General features: G+C 32.5%; 11 protein-coding genes. 8 read left to right on the top strand and 3 right to left on the bottom strand.

Annotation, left to right across the window (positions count from 1 at the left end; all coding sequences use genetic code 11):
- Nucleotides 1-83: 83 nt before the first annotated feature.
- From ACIQ06_RS14855 to ACIQ06_RS14890, 8 genes are all read left to right on the top strand, one after another.
- Nucleotides 84-1,616, top strand: a complete 1,533-nt coding sequence (locus tag ACIQ06_RS14855) for a T9SS type A sorting domain-containing protein (protein ID WP_396147676.1) — start codon at nucleotides 84-86, stop codon at nucleotides 1,614-1,616.
- 185 nt (nucleotides 1,617-1,801) lie between these two features.
- On the top strand, nucleotides 1,802-3,010 hold the full coding sequence (locus ACIQ06_RS14860) for an OmpA family protein (RefSeq protein ID WP_396147678.1): 1,209 nt from the start codon (nucleotides 1,802-1,804) through the stop codon (nucleotides 3,008-3,010).
- Nucleotides 3,011-3,087: 77 nt separating this feature from the next.
- Nucleotides 3,088-5,919 carry an excinuclease ABC subunit UvrA gene (gene uvrA, locus ACIQ06_RS14865; RefSeq protein WP_396147680.1) on the top strand — a complete coding sequence of 944 codons (2,832 nt, stop codon included), beginning with the start codon at nucleotides 3,088-3,090 and terminating at the stop codon, nucleotides 5,917-5,919.
- 1 nt (nucleotide 5,920) lies between these two features.
- Complete coding sequence (locus tag ACIQ06_RS14870; protein ID WP_396147682.1) at nucleotides 5,921-6,481, top strand: GNAT family N-acetyltransferase; 561 nt, start codon at nucleotides 5,921-5,923, stop codon at nucleotides 6,479-6,481.
- Nucleotides 6,482-6,532: 51 nt separating this feature from the next.
- The gene (locus ACIQ06_RS14875) at nucleotides 6,533-7,258 is read left to right on the top strand and encodes a TIGR00730 family Rossman fold protein (RefSeq protein WP_396147684.1); all 726 of its coding nucleotides are present in this window, start codon (nucleotides 6,533-6,535) and stop codon (nucleotides 7,256-7,258) included.
- A gap of 79 nt (nucleotides 7,259-7,337) precedes the next feature.
- A complete protein-coding gene (locus ACIQ06_RS14880; RefSeq protein ID WP_396147686.1) occupies nucleotides 7,338-8,771 on the top strand; it encodes an MBOAT family O-acyltransferase in 1,434 nt (477 codons plus the stop codon).
- Nucleotides 8,772-8,865: 94 nt separating this feature from the next.
- The gene (locus tag ACIQ06_RS14885) at nucleotides 8,866-9,756 is read left to right on the top strand and encodes a hypothetical protein (RefSeq protein WP_396147688.1); all 891 of its coding nucleotides are present in this window, start codon (nucleotides 8,866-8,868) and stop codon (nucleotides 9,754-9,756) included.
- A gap of 3,077 nt (nucleotides 9,757-12,833) precedes the next feature.
- Nucleotides 12,834-15,239, top strand: a complete 2,406-nt coding sequence (locus tag ACIQ06_RS14890) for a thiamine pyrophosphate-dependent enzyme (RefSeq protein WP_396147691.1) — start codon at nucleotides 12,834-12,836, stop codon at nucleotides 15,237-15,239.
- 41 nt (nucleotides 15,240-15,280) lie between these two features.
- Here ACIQ06_RS14890 and ACIQ06_RS14895 read toward each other — a convergent pair whose 3' ends face one another.
- From ACIQ06_RS14895 to ACIQ06_RS14905, 3 genes are all read right to left on the bottom strand, one after another.
- Nucleotides 15,281-17,155 (bottom strand): OmpA family protein, encoded by a 1,875-nt coding sequence (locus ACIQ06_RS14895; RefSeq protein WP_396147693.1) that lies wholly within the window; start codon nucleotides 17,153-17,155, stop codon nucleotides 15,281-15,283.
- A 10-nt stretch (nucleotides 17,156-17,165) separates the two neighbouring features.
- On the bottom strand, nucleotides 17,166-18,116 hold the full coding sequence (locus ACIQ06_RS14900; RefSeq protein WP_396147695.1) for a type IX secretion system membrane protein PorP/SprF: 951 nt from the start codon (nucleotides 18,114-18,116) through the stop codon (nucleotides 17,166-17,168).
- Nucleotides 18,117-18,131: 15 nt separating this feature from the next.
- Nucleotides 18,132-21,858 (bottom strand): gliding motility-associated C-terminal domain-containing protein (locus tag ACIQ06_RS14905; RefSeq protein ID WP_396147697.1); only part of this gene is annotated, 3,727 nt, incomplete at its 5' end.

Below are 21,858 nucleotides of genomic sequence, written 5' to 3' on the forward strand. Positions count from 1 at the left end.
AAAAACCAATAACTATTTTATGTACATTTACATCACAATACTTTCAGTATAAATAGAAGTCTAATTATTTTAAAATGAAAATCATGAAAAATAGATTGTTTTTATTGGTAATGTTTATAATGACAAATCTATTAAATGGACAGTCATATATTCTTGATAACACTTATGGTACTCAAGGTTATGTATTTAATGCTAATAACTTTTTAAATCCTATCGGGGTTTTAAAATTAAATCAATCTTATTATTATTATTCTAATAATAAAATTTCTAAAACTAACTATAATGGAAGTTTAGATATGTCTTTTGGTGTTAATAGTGAGATATCATTAAATAATTCAAACGAAACATATACAATTAATGGAGGAAAAATCATTAATAACTCGATTTATCTATTTGGTAAAATTGTAAACATAAATAATAGTTCAGAAGACGGTTTTATTTTAAAGATTTTAGATAGTGGTACTTATGATGTAGGCTTTGGTTTGAATGGTATAAGTAAAGTTAATTTAGGACAGAACGAAAATATTTTTGATTTTTGTGTCGATAATTCAGGTAAATTATTTTGTGCAGCAATACAGGCAAATAGCAGTTCCTCTAAGGTAATTACTTTTAAATTACTTTCTAATGGTAGTACCGATATTGGTTTTGGAACAAATTCTGTTAAAGAATATGTTTTTAATCCATTAGCTTTATCAAATCAGAATATTAATAAAATAATCAAAGTAAGTGATGGTTATTTATTAATTGGACTAACATCGAATATGGAATCACCACAATCAACAGGTTATAATAAAAATATTGTCATTGCAAAAGTTGATGAAAGCGGAGATTATATTAATAGTTTTGGAACTAATGGAATAAAGTTAATTCCTCTTTCAACAAATACTCTTATAGGATATACTATTAAAGACGCCCAATTATTTAATTCAAATTTATATATTCAAATATTTGAATCACACTCGTTTAGTACTATGTTTACATCCTTAAGAAAAATAAACCTTAATGATTTTCAAACAAATTTTAATGTTATGATCTATTATGAATCTAATTTTAAATTAGATGCAGATGAAAATATTTATGTAGTAGGTAGTAATAGATGTGATATTGGCCCATGTTTGAGAGATTTTATGTTGAGGAAATATAATTCCTCTGGAGTTATAGATTTAAATTTTGCACAAAATGGAACTTATACATATCGTTTTCAAGGATTATCAGCACAAGATTATAAATCTTCCGTTGTGAATTTAGATGAAGACGGAAAAATAGTGATTGGAGGACGAGTTTTTATGAACTATTTTGATTCAAATAATGTTTATGTACCTCCTACAAATGGATTTAGTTCTATAAGAATTAATCAAGGAGCATTAAACAATGAATTATTTGATTTGGATGAAGATGTAACTATTTTTCCAAATCCAGTTACAGATATTTTAAGTTTAATTTGCAAAGATGAAATTAAAGAAATAAAGATATTTGATATGCAAAAAAAATTAATTTTATTGACAAATAAATTAAATAATAACAATTTAAATTTGAGTGGATTAGATGCTGGATTATACATTGTAGAGATAAGAACGGACAATAATACTAGCATAAAAAAAATAATAAAAAAATAATAAACCTAGCTTACAATTCCATATGGTACGTGTGTTTTTTATAAAAGTTAAATGGTGTTAGTTTTTTTTTATGGTTTAAGTTAAATTTTTCAAAATAAAAATAGTGAATTTATTTTTTTAGTTGTTCCAACCTTTTTGAAAAAAACAACCTCTATACTTAAAGTTAATCACACATATTATTTACTATGAAATACTTTTACCTAATAACAGCATTTGTAATTTCAATACTTTCAAATGCTCAAAATACCATTACTATTGAAAAGAAAATATTCTTTGAACACAATCAATTTTTACTTACAACAAATGCTACATCAACATTAGACAGCTTAATCACAGTGGCTAATAAGTATGCCAATTATTCTATCCAAATTATTGGATATACTGACCCAAGTGGCTCTTTAAAATACAATCAAAAACTATCCAGCGATAGAGCAAAAACAGTTTTCGACTACTTTATTGATAAAAAACTAAATCAGTCATTACTTTCTTATAAAGGATTTGGCATCGATAACAAGTCTGAAAACGAAACAATCCAAAGAAATACAACCGTGACATTTACAGCAAAATCGGAAGATTGCTATTACAAATTAAATTCGCTTACTGGAAAAAATGGAACAGAGGTTTCTTTTAAATTAAAAAATGAATCGAATGCCGAATTTACCTTAGAAGAATATTTTTCGACACTAAGCATGATTCAGAATGAAAAGTTTGCTTTGGACATCAATGATGAAGTTTTAGAAACCGCAGGAATGATTGATATCGATTTGAAAGATATTAATCCGAATGATATTGAAGATGGGATAATTCAAGTCGCTATTCCTACAATTTCAAATGCCGTTTATGATGAAGAAATGACTGTTTGGGTTGAAGAAACCGATAAAGATGGAAGAAAACGTTGGAGAAATTTAAAATTAAAACCAAAATGGAATAATAACACAAAACGTTACGAATTCAATCTTAATGTATCAAATTTTAAAGGAAATAAAATTTCAATTAATCTTGATAAAAATATTTATCGCGAGCAAGTTACAAATGTTTCAACAGGAAAAAATAAGAAGGTAATCGTTGTGGCTACCGAAAGAGAAGAATTCTTTTATGACGTCTATCTAAGTTATAGTTCAGAAAAACAAAATGATTTAAGATTTTCTGCTCGAATGGATAAAACAGGTTTTGCCTTTGTAATTCCTAAAAATGTAAATCCAAAAAAACTTTATTTCACTGGAATTAATAGCTCTGGAAAAGTAACTTTTGGACTTACCGTCTGCAAAGTTTCAAAATACAATAAAAAATATCCACTTTATAAATATATTCCAATATCAAGTGAGGATGCAAAAGATAAAGAAAAAGCTAAAAAGAAAGGTTTTTGGGAATGGTTAAAACGAATTTTTAATTAAAATCTTTAACAAATTCTTCTGTTCTGACTAACTGAATTTTGCTCATAAAATCGTATTTTTGCGTTTTGACTAAAAACATGCTAGAAAACGAAAATACAATTGAAGTAATTGGTGCAAGAGTTCACAACCTCAAAAACATTGATATTTCTATTCCAAGAGAACAACTTGTGGTAATTACTGGACTTTCGGGTTCGGGAAAATCATCTTTGGCTTTTGATACCATTTATGCTGAAGGACAACGCCGTTATATAGAAACTTTTTCTGCATACGCACGACAATTTCTTGGTGGCTTAGAACGTCCTGATGTAGATAAAATCGACGGACTTTCTCCTGTAATTGCTATCGAACAAAAAACTACAAGTAAATCTCCGCGTTCAACTGTAGGAACTATTACCGAAATATACGATTTTCTTAGATTATTATTTGCTCGTGCTGGTGATGCTTTTAGTTATAATACTGGCGAAAAAATGGTTTCCTATTCTGATGAGCAAATCAAGGAATTGATTAAGGAAAACTTCAAAGGAAAGCGTATTAATGTTTTAGCTCCAATCATTCGTGCAAGAAAAGGTCATTATGCCGAATTGTTCCAACAAATTGCCAAACAAGGTTTTGTAAAAGTTCGTGTCAATGGAAAAATTACCGACATCACAACCGGAATGAAACTCGACCGTTACAAAACTCACGATATAGAAATTGTAATTGATAGATTGCAAGTGGACAATGATGATGATACTGACAAAAGATTGGCAGAAAGCATCAAAACCGCAATGTATCATGGTGAAGATGTGATGATGGTGATTGAACATGAAAGTGATGAAGTACGTTTTTTCAGTAGAACTTTGATGTGTCCGACGACTGGGATTTCGTATCAAAATCCGGAACCCAATTTGTTTTCATTCAACTCTCCAAAAGGTGCTTGCGAACATTGTAATGGATTGGGAATCGTAAACGAAATCAACATAAAAAAGATTATTCCAAATCCGAAATTATCTATCAACAAAGGTGGATTTGCGCCACTTGGAGAATACAAAAATTCTTGGATGTTCAAACAATTAGAAATTATTGGTGAAAAATATAATTTCAAATTGACTGATGCCATCGAAACCATTTCTGAAGAAGCAATGGAAATGATTTTGAACGGCGGAAATGAAAAATTCTCAGTGGTTTCAAAAGCCGCTGGTGTTACCAAAGAATACAAAATTGATTTTGAAGGAATTGCTAAATTTATAAAAAGTCAGCACGATGATAGCAATTCAACTTCCATAAAACGTTGGGCAAAAGACTTTATGGATGAAATCAATTGTCCTGAATGCAATGGCTCTCGATTGAAAAAAGAATCACTTTTCTTCAAAATAAACGATAAAAATATAGCTGAATTATCAGCGATGGATATTTCAGAGTTGACTATTTGGTTTCAAAATTTACCAAAAGAATTGTCTGAAAAACAAAAAACAATCGCCACTGAAATTCTAAAAGAAATCAATGATAGATTGAAGTTTTTAATGGATGTTGGTTTGAATTATCTCTCCTTAAGCCGAAGTTCTAAATCGCTTTCTGGTGGTGAAGCACAACGTATTCGTTTGGCTACACAAATTGGTTCGCAATTGGTAGGCGTGCTTTATATTTTGGACGAACCTAGTATCGGTTTGCACCAACGCGATAACGAACGATTGATTAATTCTTTGAAAAATCTTCGTGATATTGGAAATTCTGTTCTGGTTGTAGAACACGACAAAGACATGATTGAATGTGCCGATTATGTTATTGACATTGGTCCAAAAGCAGGAAAATTTGGTGGAAACATCATCAGTAAAGGAACTCCAAAAGAATTGCTGAAAGAAAATACCATTACAGCTCAATATCTGAATGGAAAAATGCAAATTGAAGTTCCGAAAAAGCGTCGTGAAGGCAATGGAAAATCCATAAAATTAACTGGCGCCAACGGAAATAATCTTAAAAATGTTACCGTTGAATTTCCTTTAGGAAAACTAATTTGCGTTACAGGAGTTTCAGGAAGTGGAAAATCAACATTGATTAATGAAACGCTCTACCCTATTTTGAACGCTCATATTTTTAATGGAGTCAAAAAACCAATGCCTTACAAGAAAATTGAAGGTTTAGAACATATCGACAAAGTAATTGATATCGATCAAAGTCCGATTGGTAGAACTCCTAGAAGTAATCCTGCCACTTACACCGATGTTTTTTCAGAAATTAGAAGTTTATACACAATGACTCCTGAAGCAATGATTCGCGGATATAAAGCAGGTCGTTTCAGTTTTAATGTGGCTGGTGGAAGATGCGAAACATGCGAAGGTTCTGGAGTTAGAACTATCGAAATGAGTTTCTTACCTGATGTATATGTGGAATGTGAAACGTGTATGGGAAAACGTTTCAACAGAGAAACTTTGGAAATTCGTTACAAAGGAAAATCAATTTCTGATGTATTGAATATGACGGTTGACGAAGCGGTTGATTTCTTTGAATTAATTCCTAAAATATATAGAAAAGTCAAAACCATTCAAGATGTTGGATTAGGTTATATAACACTTGGTCAACAAAGTACAACACTTTCTGGCGGTGAAGCACAACGTATAAAACTAGCAACTGAATTGTCTAAAAAAGATACCGGAAATACCTTCTACATCATGGACGAACCTACAACAGGTTTGCATTTTGAAGACATTCGAGTATTAATGGATGTTATTCAAAAATTGGTTGATAAAGGAAATTCAGTTCTGATTATCGAACACAATTTAGATGTTATAAAACTAGCCGATTACATCATTGACGTTGGTATGGAAGGCGGAAAAGGTGGTGGAGAAATTTTATGCACAGGAACGCCTGAGGAAATTATAAAAAATAAGAAAAGTTACACTGCGCAGTTTTTGAAAAAAGAATTAGCTTAAAATGAATCAGATTGAATTACATACCGAACGATTAATTCTTAAAAGCATTACTCCTGCTATTATTCATGAATTATTTGAAACCAAATCTAAAGAAGAAATTATAAACTACTTTGGATTTGATGATTCAGGATTTGAGCATTACAAAAACATGCATGTAAAAGGAATGGAAACACACCGTTTATCGTTATTCTTATTCTTGTTGATTGACAAACAAACTGATCTACCAATAGGAGAATGTGGTTTTCACACTTGGAATGCCTCTCACAATCGTGCAGAAGTTTTTTACAACATGCGTAACGAAATCTTTAAACAAAAAGGTTTGATGAAAGAAGCATTAAAAAAAGTTTTAGAATATGGTTTTAACGACTTAAAGTTACATAGAATTGAAGCTTTAATTGATGCAAATAATACTCCATCATTAAAATTATTAAAACATTACAGTTTTACAAAAGAAGGAACGATGAGAGAAGATTATGTAGTTGATGGAAAAAATCAAGACTCTGATTGCTATTCTTTATTAAAATGGGAATGGGAAAATATCAAAAATTCCACACAAATTTAAACCGTACAAACAAAAAGAACTATTTTAGCAAGCTTTTTAAAAAATAAAACTATGTCAATTAACAATTACGAAAACGAAGACGAAAAAATACACGATAAATTAAAACAAAAAACTTGGAACGAAATAAGAAGCAACGACTCATGGGCGATTTTTAAAATCATGTCAGAGTTTGTTAATGGTTATGAGTCAATGGCTAGAATTGGTCCTTGCGTTTCTATTTTTGGTTCGGCAAGAACAAAACCTGAAGATAAATATTATTTATTAGCGGAACGAATTGCCTACAAAATCAGTAAAGCTGGTTATGGTGTAATCACTGGTGGTGGTCCTGGAATCATGGAAGCCGGAAATAAAGGCGCGCATCGTGGTGAAGGAACTTCAGTAGGTTTAAACATCGAATTACCTTTCGAACAACATTTCAATCCTTATATCGATAAAGACAAAAATTTAAACTTTGATTATTTCTTTGTTCGTAAAGTAATGTTTGTAAAATACTCTCAAGGTTTCGTGGTAATGCCTGGTGGTTTTGGAACTCTTGACGAATTATTTGAAGCAGTAACTTTAATTCAAACTAAGAAAATTGGTAAATTCCCAATCATTTTGGTGGGAAGCGAATTTTGGTCTGGACTTTTAGATTGGATTAAAAATGTGATGATTGACAAGCAAAAAAATGCCAATCCAGAAGATATGAATCTAATAAAAGTTGTTGATACCGAAGATGAAGTAGTTGAAGCTTTGGATAACTTCTACAAAAAATACAATTTAAGCCCGAATTTTTAAGCTATCAGCTTTCAGCGATTAGTTTTTAACATCCAATAAATAGACTAACCGCTAATTGCTATCCGCTAATTGCTTTGCTATGTTTTTCAACTCGTTACATTTTGCCATTTTCCTCCCAATCGTTTTTATAATGTATTGGTTTGTTGGGCATAAATCTAAAATCAATCAGAATTATATTTTGATTTTGGCGAGTTATTATTTCTATTCTTGTTGGGATTGGAGATTCCTGTTTCTTTTGGTTTTTTCAACATTATTGGATTATGTATCCGCAATGAAAATTGAACAAAGTAAGACGCAATCTGAACGAAAAATGTGGCTTTGGCTTTGCATTTCAATCAATTTAGGATTTCTAGGAATATTCAAATATTATAACTTTTTTGCTACTTCATTTGCCGAATTATTACAAGGCTTTGGATTGACAGCAAGTCCAATTTTATTAAAACTGATTCTTCCCGTTGGAATTTCATTTTACACCTTTCATGGCTTATCCTACATTATTGATATTTATTATAAACGAATAAAATCTGAAAAGAACTTTGTTGATTATTCCTTATTTGTAAGCTACTTTCCACTTTTAGTTGCAGGTCCAATTGAACGAGCTACTCACCTTTTACCACAAATAAAAGTGAGAAGAAAATTCAAATTTGAAAAAGCCAAAGAAGGAATTTATCAAATCGTTTGGGGTTTAGTAAAGAAAGTTGTTATAGCCGATTCTTGCGCGATTTATGCCAATGAAATTTTTGATAATTATTCAACAATGAATTCCTTATCATTAATTTTAGGAGCGATTTATTTTTCTTTTCAAATTTATGGTGACTTTTCAGGCTATTCCGATATTGCTTTAGGAACCTCAAAATTATTTGGAATTGACTTATTGAAAAACTTCAATTATCCTTATTTTTCTAGAGATATAGCTGAGTTTTGGCGTCGTTGGCACATTTCACTTTCGTCATGGTTTAGAGATTATTTATACATTCCTCTTGGCGGAAGTAAAGGCAATAAACTTTTTCAAGTTAGAAATACTTTCATCATCTTTTTAGTAAGTGGTTTTTGGCATGGCGCGAATTGGACTTTCATCGTTTGGGGTTTGATAAACGCTTTGTACTTTCTACCACTTTTATTATTAAATAGAAACCGAAAAAATGTTGATGCATTTACTTTAGGATTTAATATTGAATCGATTAGAATATTGTTCAATATTACTACAACATTTGCAATTACAGCGTTGGCATGGATATTTTTTAGATCCAAAACCATAACAGATGCGTATAATTATATAATCAGAATGTTTAGCGATTTACATTTCTCTGAACAATATTTCCGAATCGAACGTTATAGTCACAATATAATAGCTTTAATTTTAGTTTTTATTTTAGTAGAATGGAATAACCGAAATAGAATCGAACCTATTTCTGGAAAGTATAGTTGGTTAAAATTAGGTTTATGCCTAGCTGCAATTGTAGCATTAGGTGTTTTTTCAGATTACAAAGAATTCATTTATTTTCAGTTCTAATGAAATCGCAACATAAAACAGGTTTGCATAAGCAAACACCTATTTATAAAAATGCGATTGCATATGTGACTGCTTTAAAATATTATCCACACATATGAAACAGTTTATACAATTTCTTTTAAAAGGTTTGGCAATTCTCATTCTTACAATGATATTGCTTGACGTGTTGTATACAACCGTTTACATGCAATCTAAATCTAGAAACAAAATCAGCTACATTTTTAGCTCTAAAGACAAAGATTTTGATGTCGTTTTTTTAGGTTCTTCTAGAGTAAACAATCATTTTGTTCCAAAAATTTTTAATGATCAAGGTTACAAAACTTTTAATTTTGGAATTACACGCTCAAGATTAGAAGAATCGGCATTGATGCTAAAGTTGATGGTTGAAAATAACTATAAAATTGAAAATCTTATCCTTCAAGTTGATTTAAACATCAATACAAATGATCATTCAGAGGCTATTCGCTCCTTGTTTATGCCTTATTTTCATACTTCAAAAACCATTAGAAATCACTATAAAAATATTCCAGAATACAATAAATTACTCTATATACCATTTTACCGATACCTTCATTATGATGCTCGTGTTGGTTTTAGAGAGTTTTATCAAACTGCCATTCAAAAACCCACCAATTCCTTAGATAGAGATGGTTTTTATCCTTTAATGACCGATAAAAGACCAATGGTAGCTGCTGATTTATCTAAATATTACCCAAAGAAAAACAAAGCTTACGAAGAAATTAAAGCCATTTGTAAAGCAAATAATATCAACTTGATTGCCATGACCACTCCAATGTGCAAGGAAACTATCAATAGAGATTATTTCAATCATATTAATAAGGTTTATCCAGAAATTCGTAGATTTGAAAATCTCGTAACAGAGGATAAGTATTTTTCTACTTGTGGACACATGAATAAAGGTGGTGCAGAAAAATTTACAAAAGAAGTCTTTAATCTATTATTTAAACCCAAATCTAAACCTTGAAAAAAGTAACCTATATACTCTTTTTATTAAGCTTTTTTGCATCAGCTCAACATCATTCTAAATTTGTTGTAACTGTTGATAATGAAAAAAAGATGCTTAGCGTCTATCAAGAGTTGACCTATTTCAACCAATCTGCAGACACCATTAAATCCATCATATTAAACGACTGGAATAATGCTTACTCCGATAGAAATAGTCCTTTAGGAAAACGATTTTCGGATGAATTTGTTAGAAGCTTTCATTTAGCGTCCGAGAAAGAACGTGGTGAAACCAAAAATCTTACCATTATTGATGAATCAAAATCACTTCTAACATGGAACAGACCTGAAAATCATCCAGATTTAGTGGATGTTACCTTAAATAACAACATCTTACCCAATCAAAAAAGAACATTTGTACTCTCCTATTTTTTGAAAATTCCTGATGATAAATTCACTCGCTACGGATTTAATTCACAAGAAGGAATGGTGCTTAAAAATTGTTTTATTACTCCAGCAGTTTATGAAAACAAATCGTTTAAAAAATATAGCAATCTAAATATTGATGATGCCTCAAATGCAATTTCTGATATTGATTTGCAAATTAATACTAATGACTATCAAGTAGTAAGTGATTTACCACTAGAAAAGAAAGAGAACAATTCGTTTTACTTTTCGGGAAAAAAATATTCGTATTTCAATTTATATATCGAGAAGAACACCAGCTTTATGAGTTTTAAAAATGGTGATTTAGATATAGTTACAAATATTGAAGACAAAAAAGTAAGCGATATCAACAAAGCCATTATTGTTGATAAAGTGTTAACCCATGTAGAAGCAAATTTAGGAAAATATCAAAAATCTAAAATCACCGTTTCTCAAGTAGATTACGATACCAATCCTTTTTATGGATTAAATCAATTGCCTTCATTTATTAGTCCTTTTCCAGACGAATTTATCTATGAATTAAAGTTCTTAAAGACATTTTTGAACAATTATTTAAAATCTACTTTAAGATTAGACGCTAGAAAAGACAATTGGATTTATGATGCCATCCAAATTCATTACATGATGAAGTACATCGATGAGCATTATCCAGATGCCAAAATGATGGGCTCGGTGGCAAAATTGAAATTGGTAAAAGGTTATCGATTAGTTTCTTTAGATTTCAACGAACAATACAGCTATTTCTATATGTTAATGGCGCGTAAAAATCTAGACCAACCTCTTGGTGATCCAAAAAATACATTGATAAAATTTAATGAAAAAATTGCTTCAAAATATAGAGCTGGATTGAGTTTTAGATACCTATCTGATTATATTGGTGAGGAAAATTTGAAAAAAAGTATTAGTGAATTTGTTGCTTATGCTGAAAAAAACCAAACAGATAGTGGCAAATTTGAAAGCATTATCAAAAACAATAGCCTAAAAAATACCGATTGGTTTTTTAATACTATTATCAATTCTAGAAAAATTGTCGATTATAAATTCGATAATGTTACTAAAACAACTGATAGTGTTTCTTTTACATTAAAAAACAAAACAGATGTAAACGTTCCGATTCCTGTTTATGGTATTAAAAATAAACAAATAGTTTTTAAAGAATGGATTGATAATCCAAGTGTTGATTCAATCTATACTTTTAAAAGAAACAACGCCGATAAAATTGTAATCAACTACAAAAATATAGTACCCGAATTCAATCAGAGAAACAATTGGAAATCGTTAAAACCATTCCGACTTAGCAATCGTCCAATCAAGTTTAACTTGATGAAAGACTTGGAAGACCCTAATTACAATCAAGTTTTGTATGTTCCAACTTTGGAATATAATTACTATGATGGTTTCATTCCAGGGCTTAATTTTCATAACAAAACTATTTTAGATAGACCTTTTACTTTCGATGTAAATCCTTCTTTTTCAACCAAAACCAAAGACATTTCCGGTAGTTTTTCTTTTGTTGTAAATCAGTTCAATCGCGATAGTAACTTATTCTTGATGCGCTATGGTTTCAGCGGAAGCACTTTTCATTATGCTCCTGATGCCTATTATCAAAAAGTAAATCCATTCGTGATTTTTCGCTTTAGAGAGGATGATTTAAGAAACAACCAAGGTAGAAGTATTGTTTTAAGACAAGTGTATGTTAATAGAGAGCCAAGCCAGTTTGTAAAAAACACTTTTGAAGGCAACTACTCTATTTTCAATGCGCGTTTTAATAGCAGCAAAATAGAAATCACTAAAGCATTCGCTTATTCTACCGATTTGCAATTGGGTTCTCAATTTGGAAAAACATCGGCAAGTATTACTTTTAGAAGACTTTTTGATAATAACAGACAAGTAAATTTGCGACTTTATGGCGGACTTTTCTTGTACAATAAATCAGAAAGTAATTATTTCAATTTTGCTCTTGATAGACCAACAGATTATTTATTCGACTATAACTATTTAGGACGTTCAGAAAGTACCGGTTTGTTCAGTCAACAATTTATTGAAGCTGAAGGTGGATTCAAATCCAGACTCTCCAACCCATTTTCAAATCAATGGATTACAACTCTTAACGGAAGTTTTAATGTATGGAATTGGGTAGAAATTTATGGTGATTTAGGATTTCTAAAAAACAAACAACAAGACGCACGATTTGTCTATGATAGTGGAATTCGCTTGAATCTAGTTACCGATTTCTTCGAACTATACTTTCCAGTCTATTCTAACAATGGTTGGGAAGTTTCTCAGCCAAGATATTCTGAAAAAATACGTTTTATTGTAGCTTTCAGTCCAAAATCTTTGGTTGGTTTATTTACTCGAAAATGGTTTTAATTCTTAAAATTTAAATTCATTTTTTAATAATTTACTTTAAAATTTAACATTTTTATAAATATTTCCCATTCAAACGCTATTATCAAGCATTTTAATTATCAATAATTAAATTATATTTTTTTCACAGAATTACAATTATTACTACTTTTTCATTAAATTTGTTTCAAATGTTTAAATTTTATTTTTTATAAGTAACATATGGTATCGCCTTTTTAATCATTGGTGTTTGTTTGCAACAAACTTCTTGTTAGTGGCGATTTCATAAGAAATTCCTTTTCAGTTATGACCGAAACACAAAACAAAGTCGAAATTACTTTTGAAGATTTTAAAACCGAAGTTTTAAACGATTATAAAATTGCCACTATTAGTAGAGAGTGTAGTCTATTAGGTAGACGTGAAGTCCTAACTGGAAAAGCCAAATTTGGTATTTTCGGTGACGGAAAAGAAGTCCCACAATTAGCCTTAGCCAAAGCGTTTAAAAATGGTGATTTCCGTTCAGGATATTATCGTGACCAAACTTTTATGATGGCAATTGGAGCCATGAATATCGAACAATTCTTTGCCGGATTGTATGGTCATACCGACATCAATTTCGATCCTATGAGCGCTGGTCGTCAAATGGGTGGACACTTTGCAACACATTCTTTAGATGGCAAAGGAAATTGGAATAATCTTACGCAACAAAAAAACTCAAGTGCCGATATTTCTCCAACTGCTGGGCAAATGCCAAGATTATTGGGATTAGCTCAAGCTTCTAAAATTTTCAGAAATGTAAAAGGATTAGAAGACAAAACTAATTTTTCAATCAACGGAAATGAAGTAGCTTGGGGTACCATTGGAAATGCATCAACTTCTGAAGGTTTATTTTTTGAAACTATTAATGCTGCTGGTGTTTTACAAGTACCAATGGTAATGAGTGTTTGGGACGATGAATACGGAATTTCAGTTCATGCAAGACATCAAACAACTAAAGAAAATATATCTGAAATTCTTAAAGGATTTCAACGTGATGAAGATAATAATGGTTATGAAATTCTTACTGTAAAAGGTTGGGATTATCCTGCTTTAGTAGCCACTTACGAAAAAGCTGCTGTTATTGCTCGTGAAGAACATGTGCCAGTTTTAATTCACGTTCAAGAATTGACACAACCACAAGGACATTCAACTTCTGGTAGTCACGAACGTTATAAAAATGCTGAAAGATTAGCTTGGGAAGCTCAGTTTGATTGTTTAGCTCAAATGCGCAATTGGTTAGTCGATAATAATCTTGCAACTACAGAAGAATTAGACGAAATCGACAATCAAGCTAAAAAAGACGTTCTTGAAGGTAAAAAAGCAGCTTGGACAGCATTTGTAACTCCAATGAAAGAGGAACAAAAAGAATTGGTTAATATACTAAATACTATTGCTTCTTCAAGCGAAAATAAAATCTTTATTGAAAAAATTGCTTCTGATTTAGCTGCAATTAAAGAACCAATTCGCAAAGATATTCTTACAACAGCACGAAAAGTTTTAAGAATGATTTTATCTGAAAGTGGTCAACCGCAATTAGCTTCTTGGATTACAAATTATATTGCAAAAATTCAACCTAAATTCAGTTCGCATTTATTTTCTGAATCTGATAGCAATGTTTTAAGTGCTAAAGAAGTGGTTCCTACTTTTGATGATACAGCCGAAGAAGTTGATGCTCGTTTGGTTTTGAGAGATAATTTTGATGCTATTTTCTCTAAATATCCTGAGAGTCTAATTTTTGGAGAAGATGCCGGAAACATTGGTGACGTTAATCAAGGTTTGGAAGGAATGCAAGAAAAATACGGTGAACTTCGTGTGGCCGATGTAGGAATTCGTGAAGCAACAATTCTTGGACAAGGAATTGGAATGGCTATGCGTGGTTTGCGTCCTATTGCTGAAATTCAATATTTAGATTATTTGTTGTATGCCATTCAAATCATGAGTGATGATTTAGCAACACTACAATACAGAACTGCTGGAAGACAAAAAGCTCCATTAATCATCAGAACTCGTGGACACCGTTTAGAAGGTGTTTGGCATTCAGGTTCACCAATGGGAATGATTATCAATGCAATCCGTGGAATTCATGTTTTAGTACCTAGAAATATGACTAAAGCTGCAGGATTTTACAATACTTTACTTGAAAAAGACGAACCAGCTTTAGTAGTAGAATGTCTAAATGGTTACCGTTTGAAAGAAAAAATGCCAACCAATTTAGGTGAATTCAAAACTCCTATTGGTGTTGTTGAAACCATAAAAGAAGGAAGTGACATTACCTTAGTGTCTTATGGTTCAACTTTAAGATTAGTAGAACAAGCTGCGAAAGAATTAGAAACTGTTGGAATAAGTGCAGAAATCATTGATATTCAATCGTTATTACCATTTGATATCAATCACGATATTGTAAAAAGTGTTGCCAAAACGAATCGTTTGTTAGTAATTGATGAAGACGTTCCTGGTGGAGCAAGTGCTTATATCTTACAAGAAATTGTAGAAGTTCAAAATGCTTATCAACATTTAGATAGTGCACCTCAAACATTAGCGTCAAAACCACATCGTCCTGCTTATGGAACTGATGGCGATTATTTCTCTAAACCTTCGGTTGAAGATATTTTTGAAAAAGTTTATGCTATTATGAGTGAAGCAAATCCATCAAAATATAATAGTTTGTACTAATAAAAAAGCCAGTTTTTAAATTAAACTGGCTTTTTTTATTTCTATTTCAATACTCTAAATTCACATCTTCGATTTATAGAATGCTCGGCTTCTGTGCATTTATCGCCACATTTTACTAATGGAACGCTTTCGCCATAGCCTTTGAAGCGAAGTCTTTTTCGATCAATTCCTTTATTAACAAGATATTCTAATGTTGATGCCGCTCTATTATTAGACAAAATCAAATTATACATTTCAGAAGCTCTTGAATCGGTATGCGCACCAATTTGAACTTCCATCAATGGATATTTATTTAATAATCCAACTAATACATCTAGAATATTAGCGGCTTGTTCTTTAATATTCCATTTATTCAAATCGAAGTAGATGTTTTCCAATTCGATGTAAACATATCCGTCGTTTTTAGTAACAACTATATCTTCGGCATCGTCATAAGACTCAACTTCCAACTCAATTGTAAATCTTGCTTTTCCTGCGTCGTTTGTAGTAAATTCAACATGACTTGGTATGTAAAAATCTCTAATTGCTTCTACTCTATATTTTTTATTCGGACGCGTATTAAAGAAATATTCAGCTTTGGAACCTACTACCATTTGTCCGACCAATTTATTATCTTCATCATAAAGTGAAACCGTAGTTCCTGGCAATAAATCTTTAGTTGTTTTATCTTTTACATCGCCTTCAACTAGGATTCGTCTTTCATTTTCTTTTCTGATAAAACTGTATAAATTATCAGAACCTTTTCTATTGGATGACAAATATCCTTTGTTGTCTTTTTCATTTAAAACATACCCAAAATCATCAAGATTACTATTTATTGTTTGTCCTAAATTCAATGGTTTTACAAAAACATAATTATACATTTTACTCATAAAAATATCCAATCCTCCCATACCTTCGTGCCCATCGGAAGCGAAATATAATGTTGCATCTTCTGTTAAAAAAGGAAATTGTTCTCTATGAGTGGTATTGATTACATCACCTAAATTCTTAGGTAAACCGTAAGTTCCATCAGAATTTACATCTACATAATAAATATCCATAGAGCCCAATGTACCAGGCATATCACTTGCAAAATATAACTTTTTTCCATCTTTAGTCAAAAATGGATGTTCTGTAGAATACAAATCATTTGAAAATGGCATTTCAACTACATTAGCCCACTCATTATTGATAAATTCAGCTTTAAATATTTTAACTGTAGCTACTTTTTCTTCACCAATTTTAACCCGTTTGGAATTGGTTCTACTGAAATACATTGTTTTTCCATCTGCCGAAAACGTTGCATCACTTTCATGGGTTTTGGTATTAATTTTATCCGAAAAAGGTTTTATATTTTCTAATAATCCATCTTTAGAAATTGTGGCTTCATATAAATCTAAATAAGGCTTCTGATTCCAATTAAATATAGGTTTATCACTACTTCTTAATGATGCAAAAACAACTTTATCACCAAAAAATGAGATACCAAAATCACCATTAGTAGTACTTTTGGCCATCAATTGAATTTCATAATCATAAGGCACAATGTTGTCTAAATTTTCAATAAACTTTTTTGTATCGACTTGATATTTAAGATATTCACTCATTATTAAATCTGCCTTTTCATAATCTTTAATACCTTTTAAAGCATGAGCATACCTGAAATAAGATTCTGGTTTCAAACTGTCTTTGAAAGAAAAAAATAATTGTCCGTAATTTTTAACAGCAAAATCCATTTGAGAATTGAAATAATAACAATCACCTAAATTTTGGAGAACTTGTTGATTAGGCTTTAATGTTTCATACATTTTTGCTGCATCAATATAGGAACGATTGACAAAAAGATGATTGGCATTTTTTAGCGAAGGTTTTTGTTGTGCAAAACTACTCAAGCTCAAAAACAAAATAAAGATATATAGTTTTAAATTTTTCATGTGCTTTATATTAGAAAAATCTTGGTGATTTGTCATATCCGTTAGTATTTGAATTTCTAGATTTACTCAAATCAAATAGTATCATGATTTCATGAGAACCCGAATTGAAACGACCTAAATTTGAAATTGTTCTATCGTAAGCATACCCAACTCTTAATATTGGACTAACTTTAAAATTTACTAATCCGCTAAAAGAATCTCCTAAACGATATCCTAAGCCAGCTTCAAAAGTAGAATTGATTAAAAAGTTAGCAGTAACATCTACTGACAACGGTGCACCGTAAACTCCTTTAGTCATAAAAGCTGGTTTGAATTTTAATTTATCATTTAAGTTAAAAACATATCCACCAGTTACAAAGTAATGCAGTTCCTCAGAACCAGTTCGGACAATTCCATCTTGACGTTCAAGATGCTTAGTTGTAAGTAAATTGGGTACTGAAAGTCCAAAATAATAGTTCTCACCAAAATAGTAAGTTCCAATACCTATGTTCGGAAAAGTTCTGCTTAAATTATTTGCAAATGCTTGGTCTGGCAATGGATCAGAATATATGAATCCATTAAAATTTGTACTGAAAAATGTAGCTCCAGCTTTTAATCCAAAAGAAAGTTTATTGTTTTCACTAATAGGTAACACATAAGCAAAATCTGCATAAAAATTTGTTTCCTTAACAACATCTCCAATTTGATCATGAATAATTGAAAGACCTCCTTCTACCCTTTTCCCAAAAGCGGCATGTCCGAAAAATGTTCCTGTAGTTGGACCTCCAACGGAACCAACCCATTGTGCTCTATACAAAGTTCCAAAATTGATTGCATCAGGATTATCTGTTGAATAAGCTGGATTTAAAACACTCATATTATACATATATTGTGTATATTGAGGATCTTGTTGTGCTGAACTAATAAGACATGTTAACAATGTATATATTAGAATCAGAGGTTTTATATTACTATTTTTCATAATCATATTTTCAAATTACCTACTTAAATAGACTCTTCCTTGTAATGGTTTTTTTGTACCATCATTGAAATTAACAATATAGAAATATACTCCTGTCGGAAGTAATCCATCACCAATTGTCAATTTCTCTGTCGATTTTCCGTTCCAATTTGGGGTATTTCTATTTCCTTCATATAATACACTTCCATATCTATTAAATATTTCTAAAGAAAAGTTCGGATATAATGTTATTAAATTTTCTATTACGAACTCATCATTTATTCCATCACCATTTGGAGAAAATCCGTCTGGAATAATAATATCAGTTATCGGACAATCATTAATTATTAAAGTAACACTTGCTGATGTAGAAGTACATAATGATGTAACCGTATAAGTATAAACGCCTGCTGCATCAACAGCTGGATTGAAAACTCCAGTGCCACTTGCTAGTGCTGGTGACCAAACTCCTCCTGTTTGTGGTGTGCCTCCTAAACTTGTAAATAAATCTTGACTTGGACTATTAGCGCAAAATGTTACTGTTCCATTTGTTCCTGCATTTGGTGCTGGTGTTATGTTAACTGTTACACTCGCTGCAATACTTCCACATGGTGCTGTGCCTGTTACGGTATAAGTATATACTCCTGCTGCATCAACTGATGGATTGAAAATTCCGGTTCCACTTGCAAGTGCTGGTGACCAAACGCCTCCTGTTTGTGGTGTACCGCCTAAACTTGTGAATAAATCTTGTGGTATACCATTACTACAAATAGTTAAACTTCCATTACTTCCTGCGTTGGGAAGTGGATTGACTGTTACTGTAGCACTTGCAGTTCCATTAGCACATGGTGAAGTTCCTGTAACTGTATAAGTATAAACACCTGCTGCATCAACAGCTGGATTGAAAACTCCTGTGCCACTTGCTAGTGCTGGTGACCATACTCCTCCTGTTTGTGGTGTGCCTCCTAAGCTTGTGAATAAATCTTGACTTGGACTATTAGCACATAATGTTACTGTTCCATTTGTTCCTGCATTTGGTGCTGGTGTAATACTTACTGTTACACTCGCTGATATACTTCCACATGGCGCTGTGCCTGTTACGGTATAAGTGTAAACTCCTGCTGCATCAACTGATGGATTGAAAACTCCTGTTCCACTTGCCAGTGCTGGTGACCAAACACCTCCTGTTTGTGGTGTACCGCCTAAACTTGTAAATAAATCTTGTGGCGAGCCGTTACTACAAATAGTTAAACTTCCATTACTTCCTGAGTTGGGAAGTGGATTGACTGTTACTGTAGCACTTGCAGTTCCATTAGCACATGGCGAAGTTCCTGTAACCGTATAAGTATAAACGCCTGCTGCATCAACAGCTGGATGGAAAACTCCAGTACCACTTGCTAGTGCTGGTGACCAAACTCCTCCTGTTTGCGGTGTACCTCCTAAGCTTGTAAATAAATCTTGACTTGGACTATTAGCACATAATGTTACCGTTCCATTTGTTCCTGCATTTGGTGCTGGTGTTATGCTAACTGTTACACTCGCTGATATACTTCCACATGGTGCTGTGCCTGTAACCGTGTAAGTGTAAACTCCTGCTGCATCAACTGATGGATTGAAAACTCCGGTTCCACTTGCTAGTGCTGGTGACCAAACTCCTCCTGTTTGTGGTGTACCGCCTAAACTTGTGAATAAATCTTGTGGTGTACCGTTACTACAAATTACTAAACTTCCATTACTTCCTGCGTTGGGAAGTGGATTGACTGTTACTGTAGCACTTGCAGTTCCATTAGCACATGGCGAAGTTCCTGTAACCGTATAAGTATAAACGCCTGCTGCATCAACAGCTGGATTGAAAACTCCAGTGCCACTTGCTAGTGCTGGTGACCAAACTCCTCCTGTTTGTGGTATACCTCCTAAACTAGTGAATAAATCTTGACTTGGACTATTAGCACATAATGTTACTGTTCCATTTGTTCCTGCATTTGGTGCTGGTGTTATGCTAACTGTTACACTCGCTGCAATACTTCCACATGGTGCTGTGCCTGTTATGGTGTAAGTGTAAACTCCTGCTACATCAACTGATGGATTGAAAACTCCGGTTCCACTTGCCAGTGCTGGTGACCAAACGCCTCCTGTTTGTGGTGTACCGCCTAAACTTGTGAATAAATCTTGTGGTGTACCGTTACTACAAATTACTAAACTTCCATTACTTCCTGCGTTGGGAAGTGGATTGACTGTTACTGTAGCACTTGCAGTTCCATTAGCACATGGCGAAATTCCTGTAACTGTATAAGTATAAACACCTGCTGCATCAACAGCTGGATTGAAAACTCCTGTGCCACTTGCTAGTGCTGGTGACCAAACACCTCCTGTTTGTGGTGTGCCTCCTAAACTTGTAAATAAATCTTGACTTGGACTATTAGCGCATAATGTTACTGTTCCATTTGTTCCTGCATTTGGTGCTGGTGTTATGCTTACTGTTATAGTGGCTGTTATACTTCCACATGGTGCTGTGCCTGTTACGGTATAAGTATATACTCCTGCTGCATCAACAGCTGGATTGAAAACTCCTGTTCCACTTGCCAGTGCTGGTGACCAAACGCCTCCTGTTTGTGGTGTACCGCCTAAACTTGTGAATAAATCTTGTGGTGTACCATTACTACAAATGGTTAAATTTCCATTACTTCCTGCGTTTGGAAGTGGATTGACAGTAATAGTTAGTGTTGTCGGATTAGCACATTGATTTGCTGAAGGCGTAAACGTGTAAGTTATAGTTGCTGTGTTATTAAGTGCTGGTGACCAACTTCCAGTAATTCCATTATTAGATGTTGTTGGTAGTGCTGCTAAAGTATCGCCTGAACATATTGGAGTAACAGCTGTAAAAGTTGGGGTAACTTTTGGATTTACCGTAATAGTTAACGTTGTTGGATTAGCACATTGATTCGCTGAAGGTGTAAACGTATAAGTTGTAGTTGTTGTATTATTCAGTGCTGGTGTCCAACTTCCAGTAATTCCATTGTTTGATGTTGTTGGAAGTGCTGTTAAAGTATCGCCTGAACATATTGGAGTAACAGGTGTAAAAGTTGGTGTTACTTTTGGATTTACCGTTATGGTTAGTGTTGTTGGATTAGCACATTGATTCGCTGATGGTGTAAAAGTATAAGTTGTAGTAGTTGTATTATTCAGTGCTGGAGTCCAACTTCCAGTAATTCCATTATTAGATGTTGTTGGTAGTGCTGCTAAAGTATCGCCTGAACATATTGGAGTAACAGGAGTAAAAGTTGGTGTTACTTTTGGATTAACCGTAATAGTTAACGTTGTTGGATTAGCACATTGATTTGCTGAAGGCGTAAACGTGTAAGTTGTAGTTGCTGTATTATTAAGTGCTGGTGACCAACTTCCTGTAATTCCATTGTTTGATGTCGTTGGAAGTGCCGCTAAAGTATCGCCTGAACATATTGGAGTAATAAGTGTAAAAGTTGGTGTTACTTTTGGATTTACCGTTATGGTTAGTGTTGTTGGATTAGCACATTGATTCGCTGAAGGTGTAAAAGTATAAGTTGTAGTCGTTGTGTTATTAAGTGCTGGTGACCAACTTCCAGTAATTCCATTGTTTGATGTTGTTGGAAGTGCTGCTAAAGTATCACCTGAACATATTGGAGTAACAGGAGTAAAAGTTGGTGTTACTTTTGGATTAACCGTAATAGTTAACGTTGTTGGATTAGCACATTGATTCGCTGAAGGTGTAAAAGTATAAGTTGTA

This window comes from Flavobacterium sp. (assembly GCF_044341265.1).
In the GTDB taxonomy this organism is placed as follows: domain Bacteria; phylum Bacteroidota; class Bacteroidia; order Flavobacteriales; family Flavobacteriaceae; genus Flavobacterium.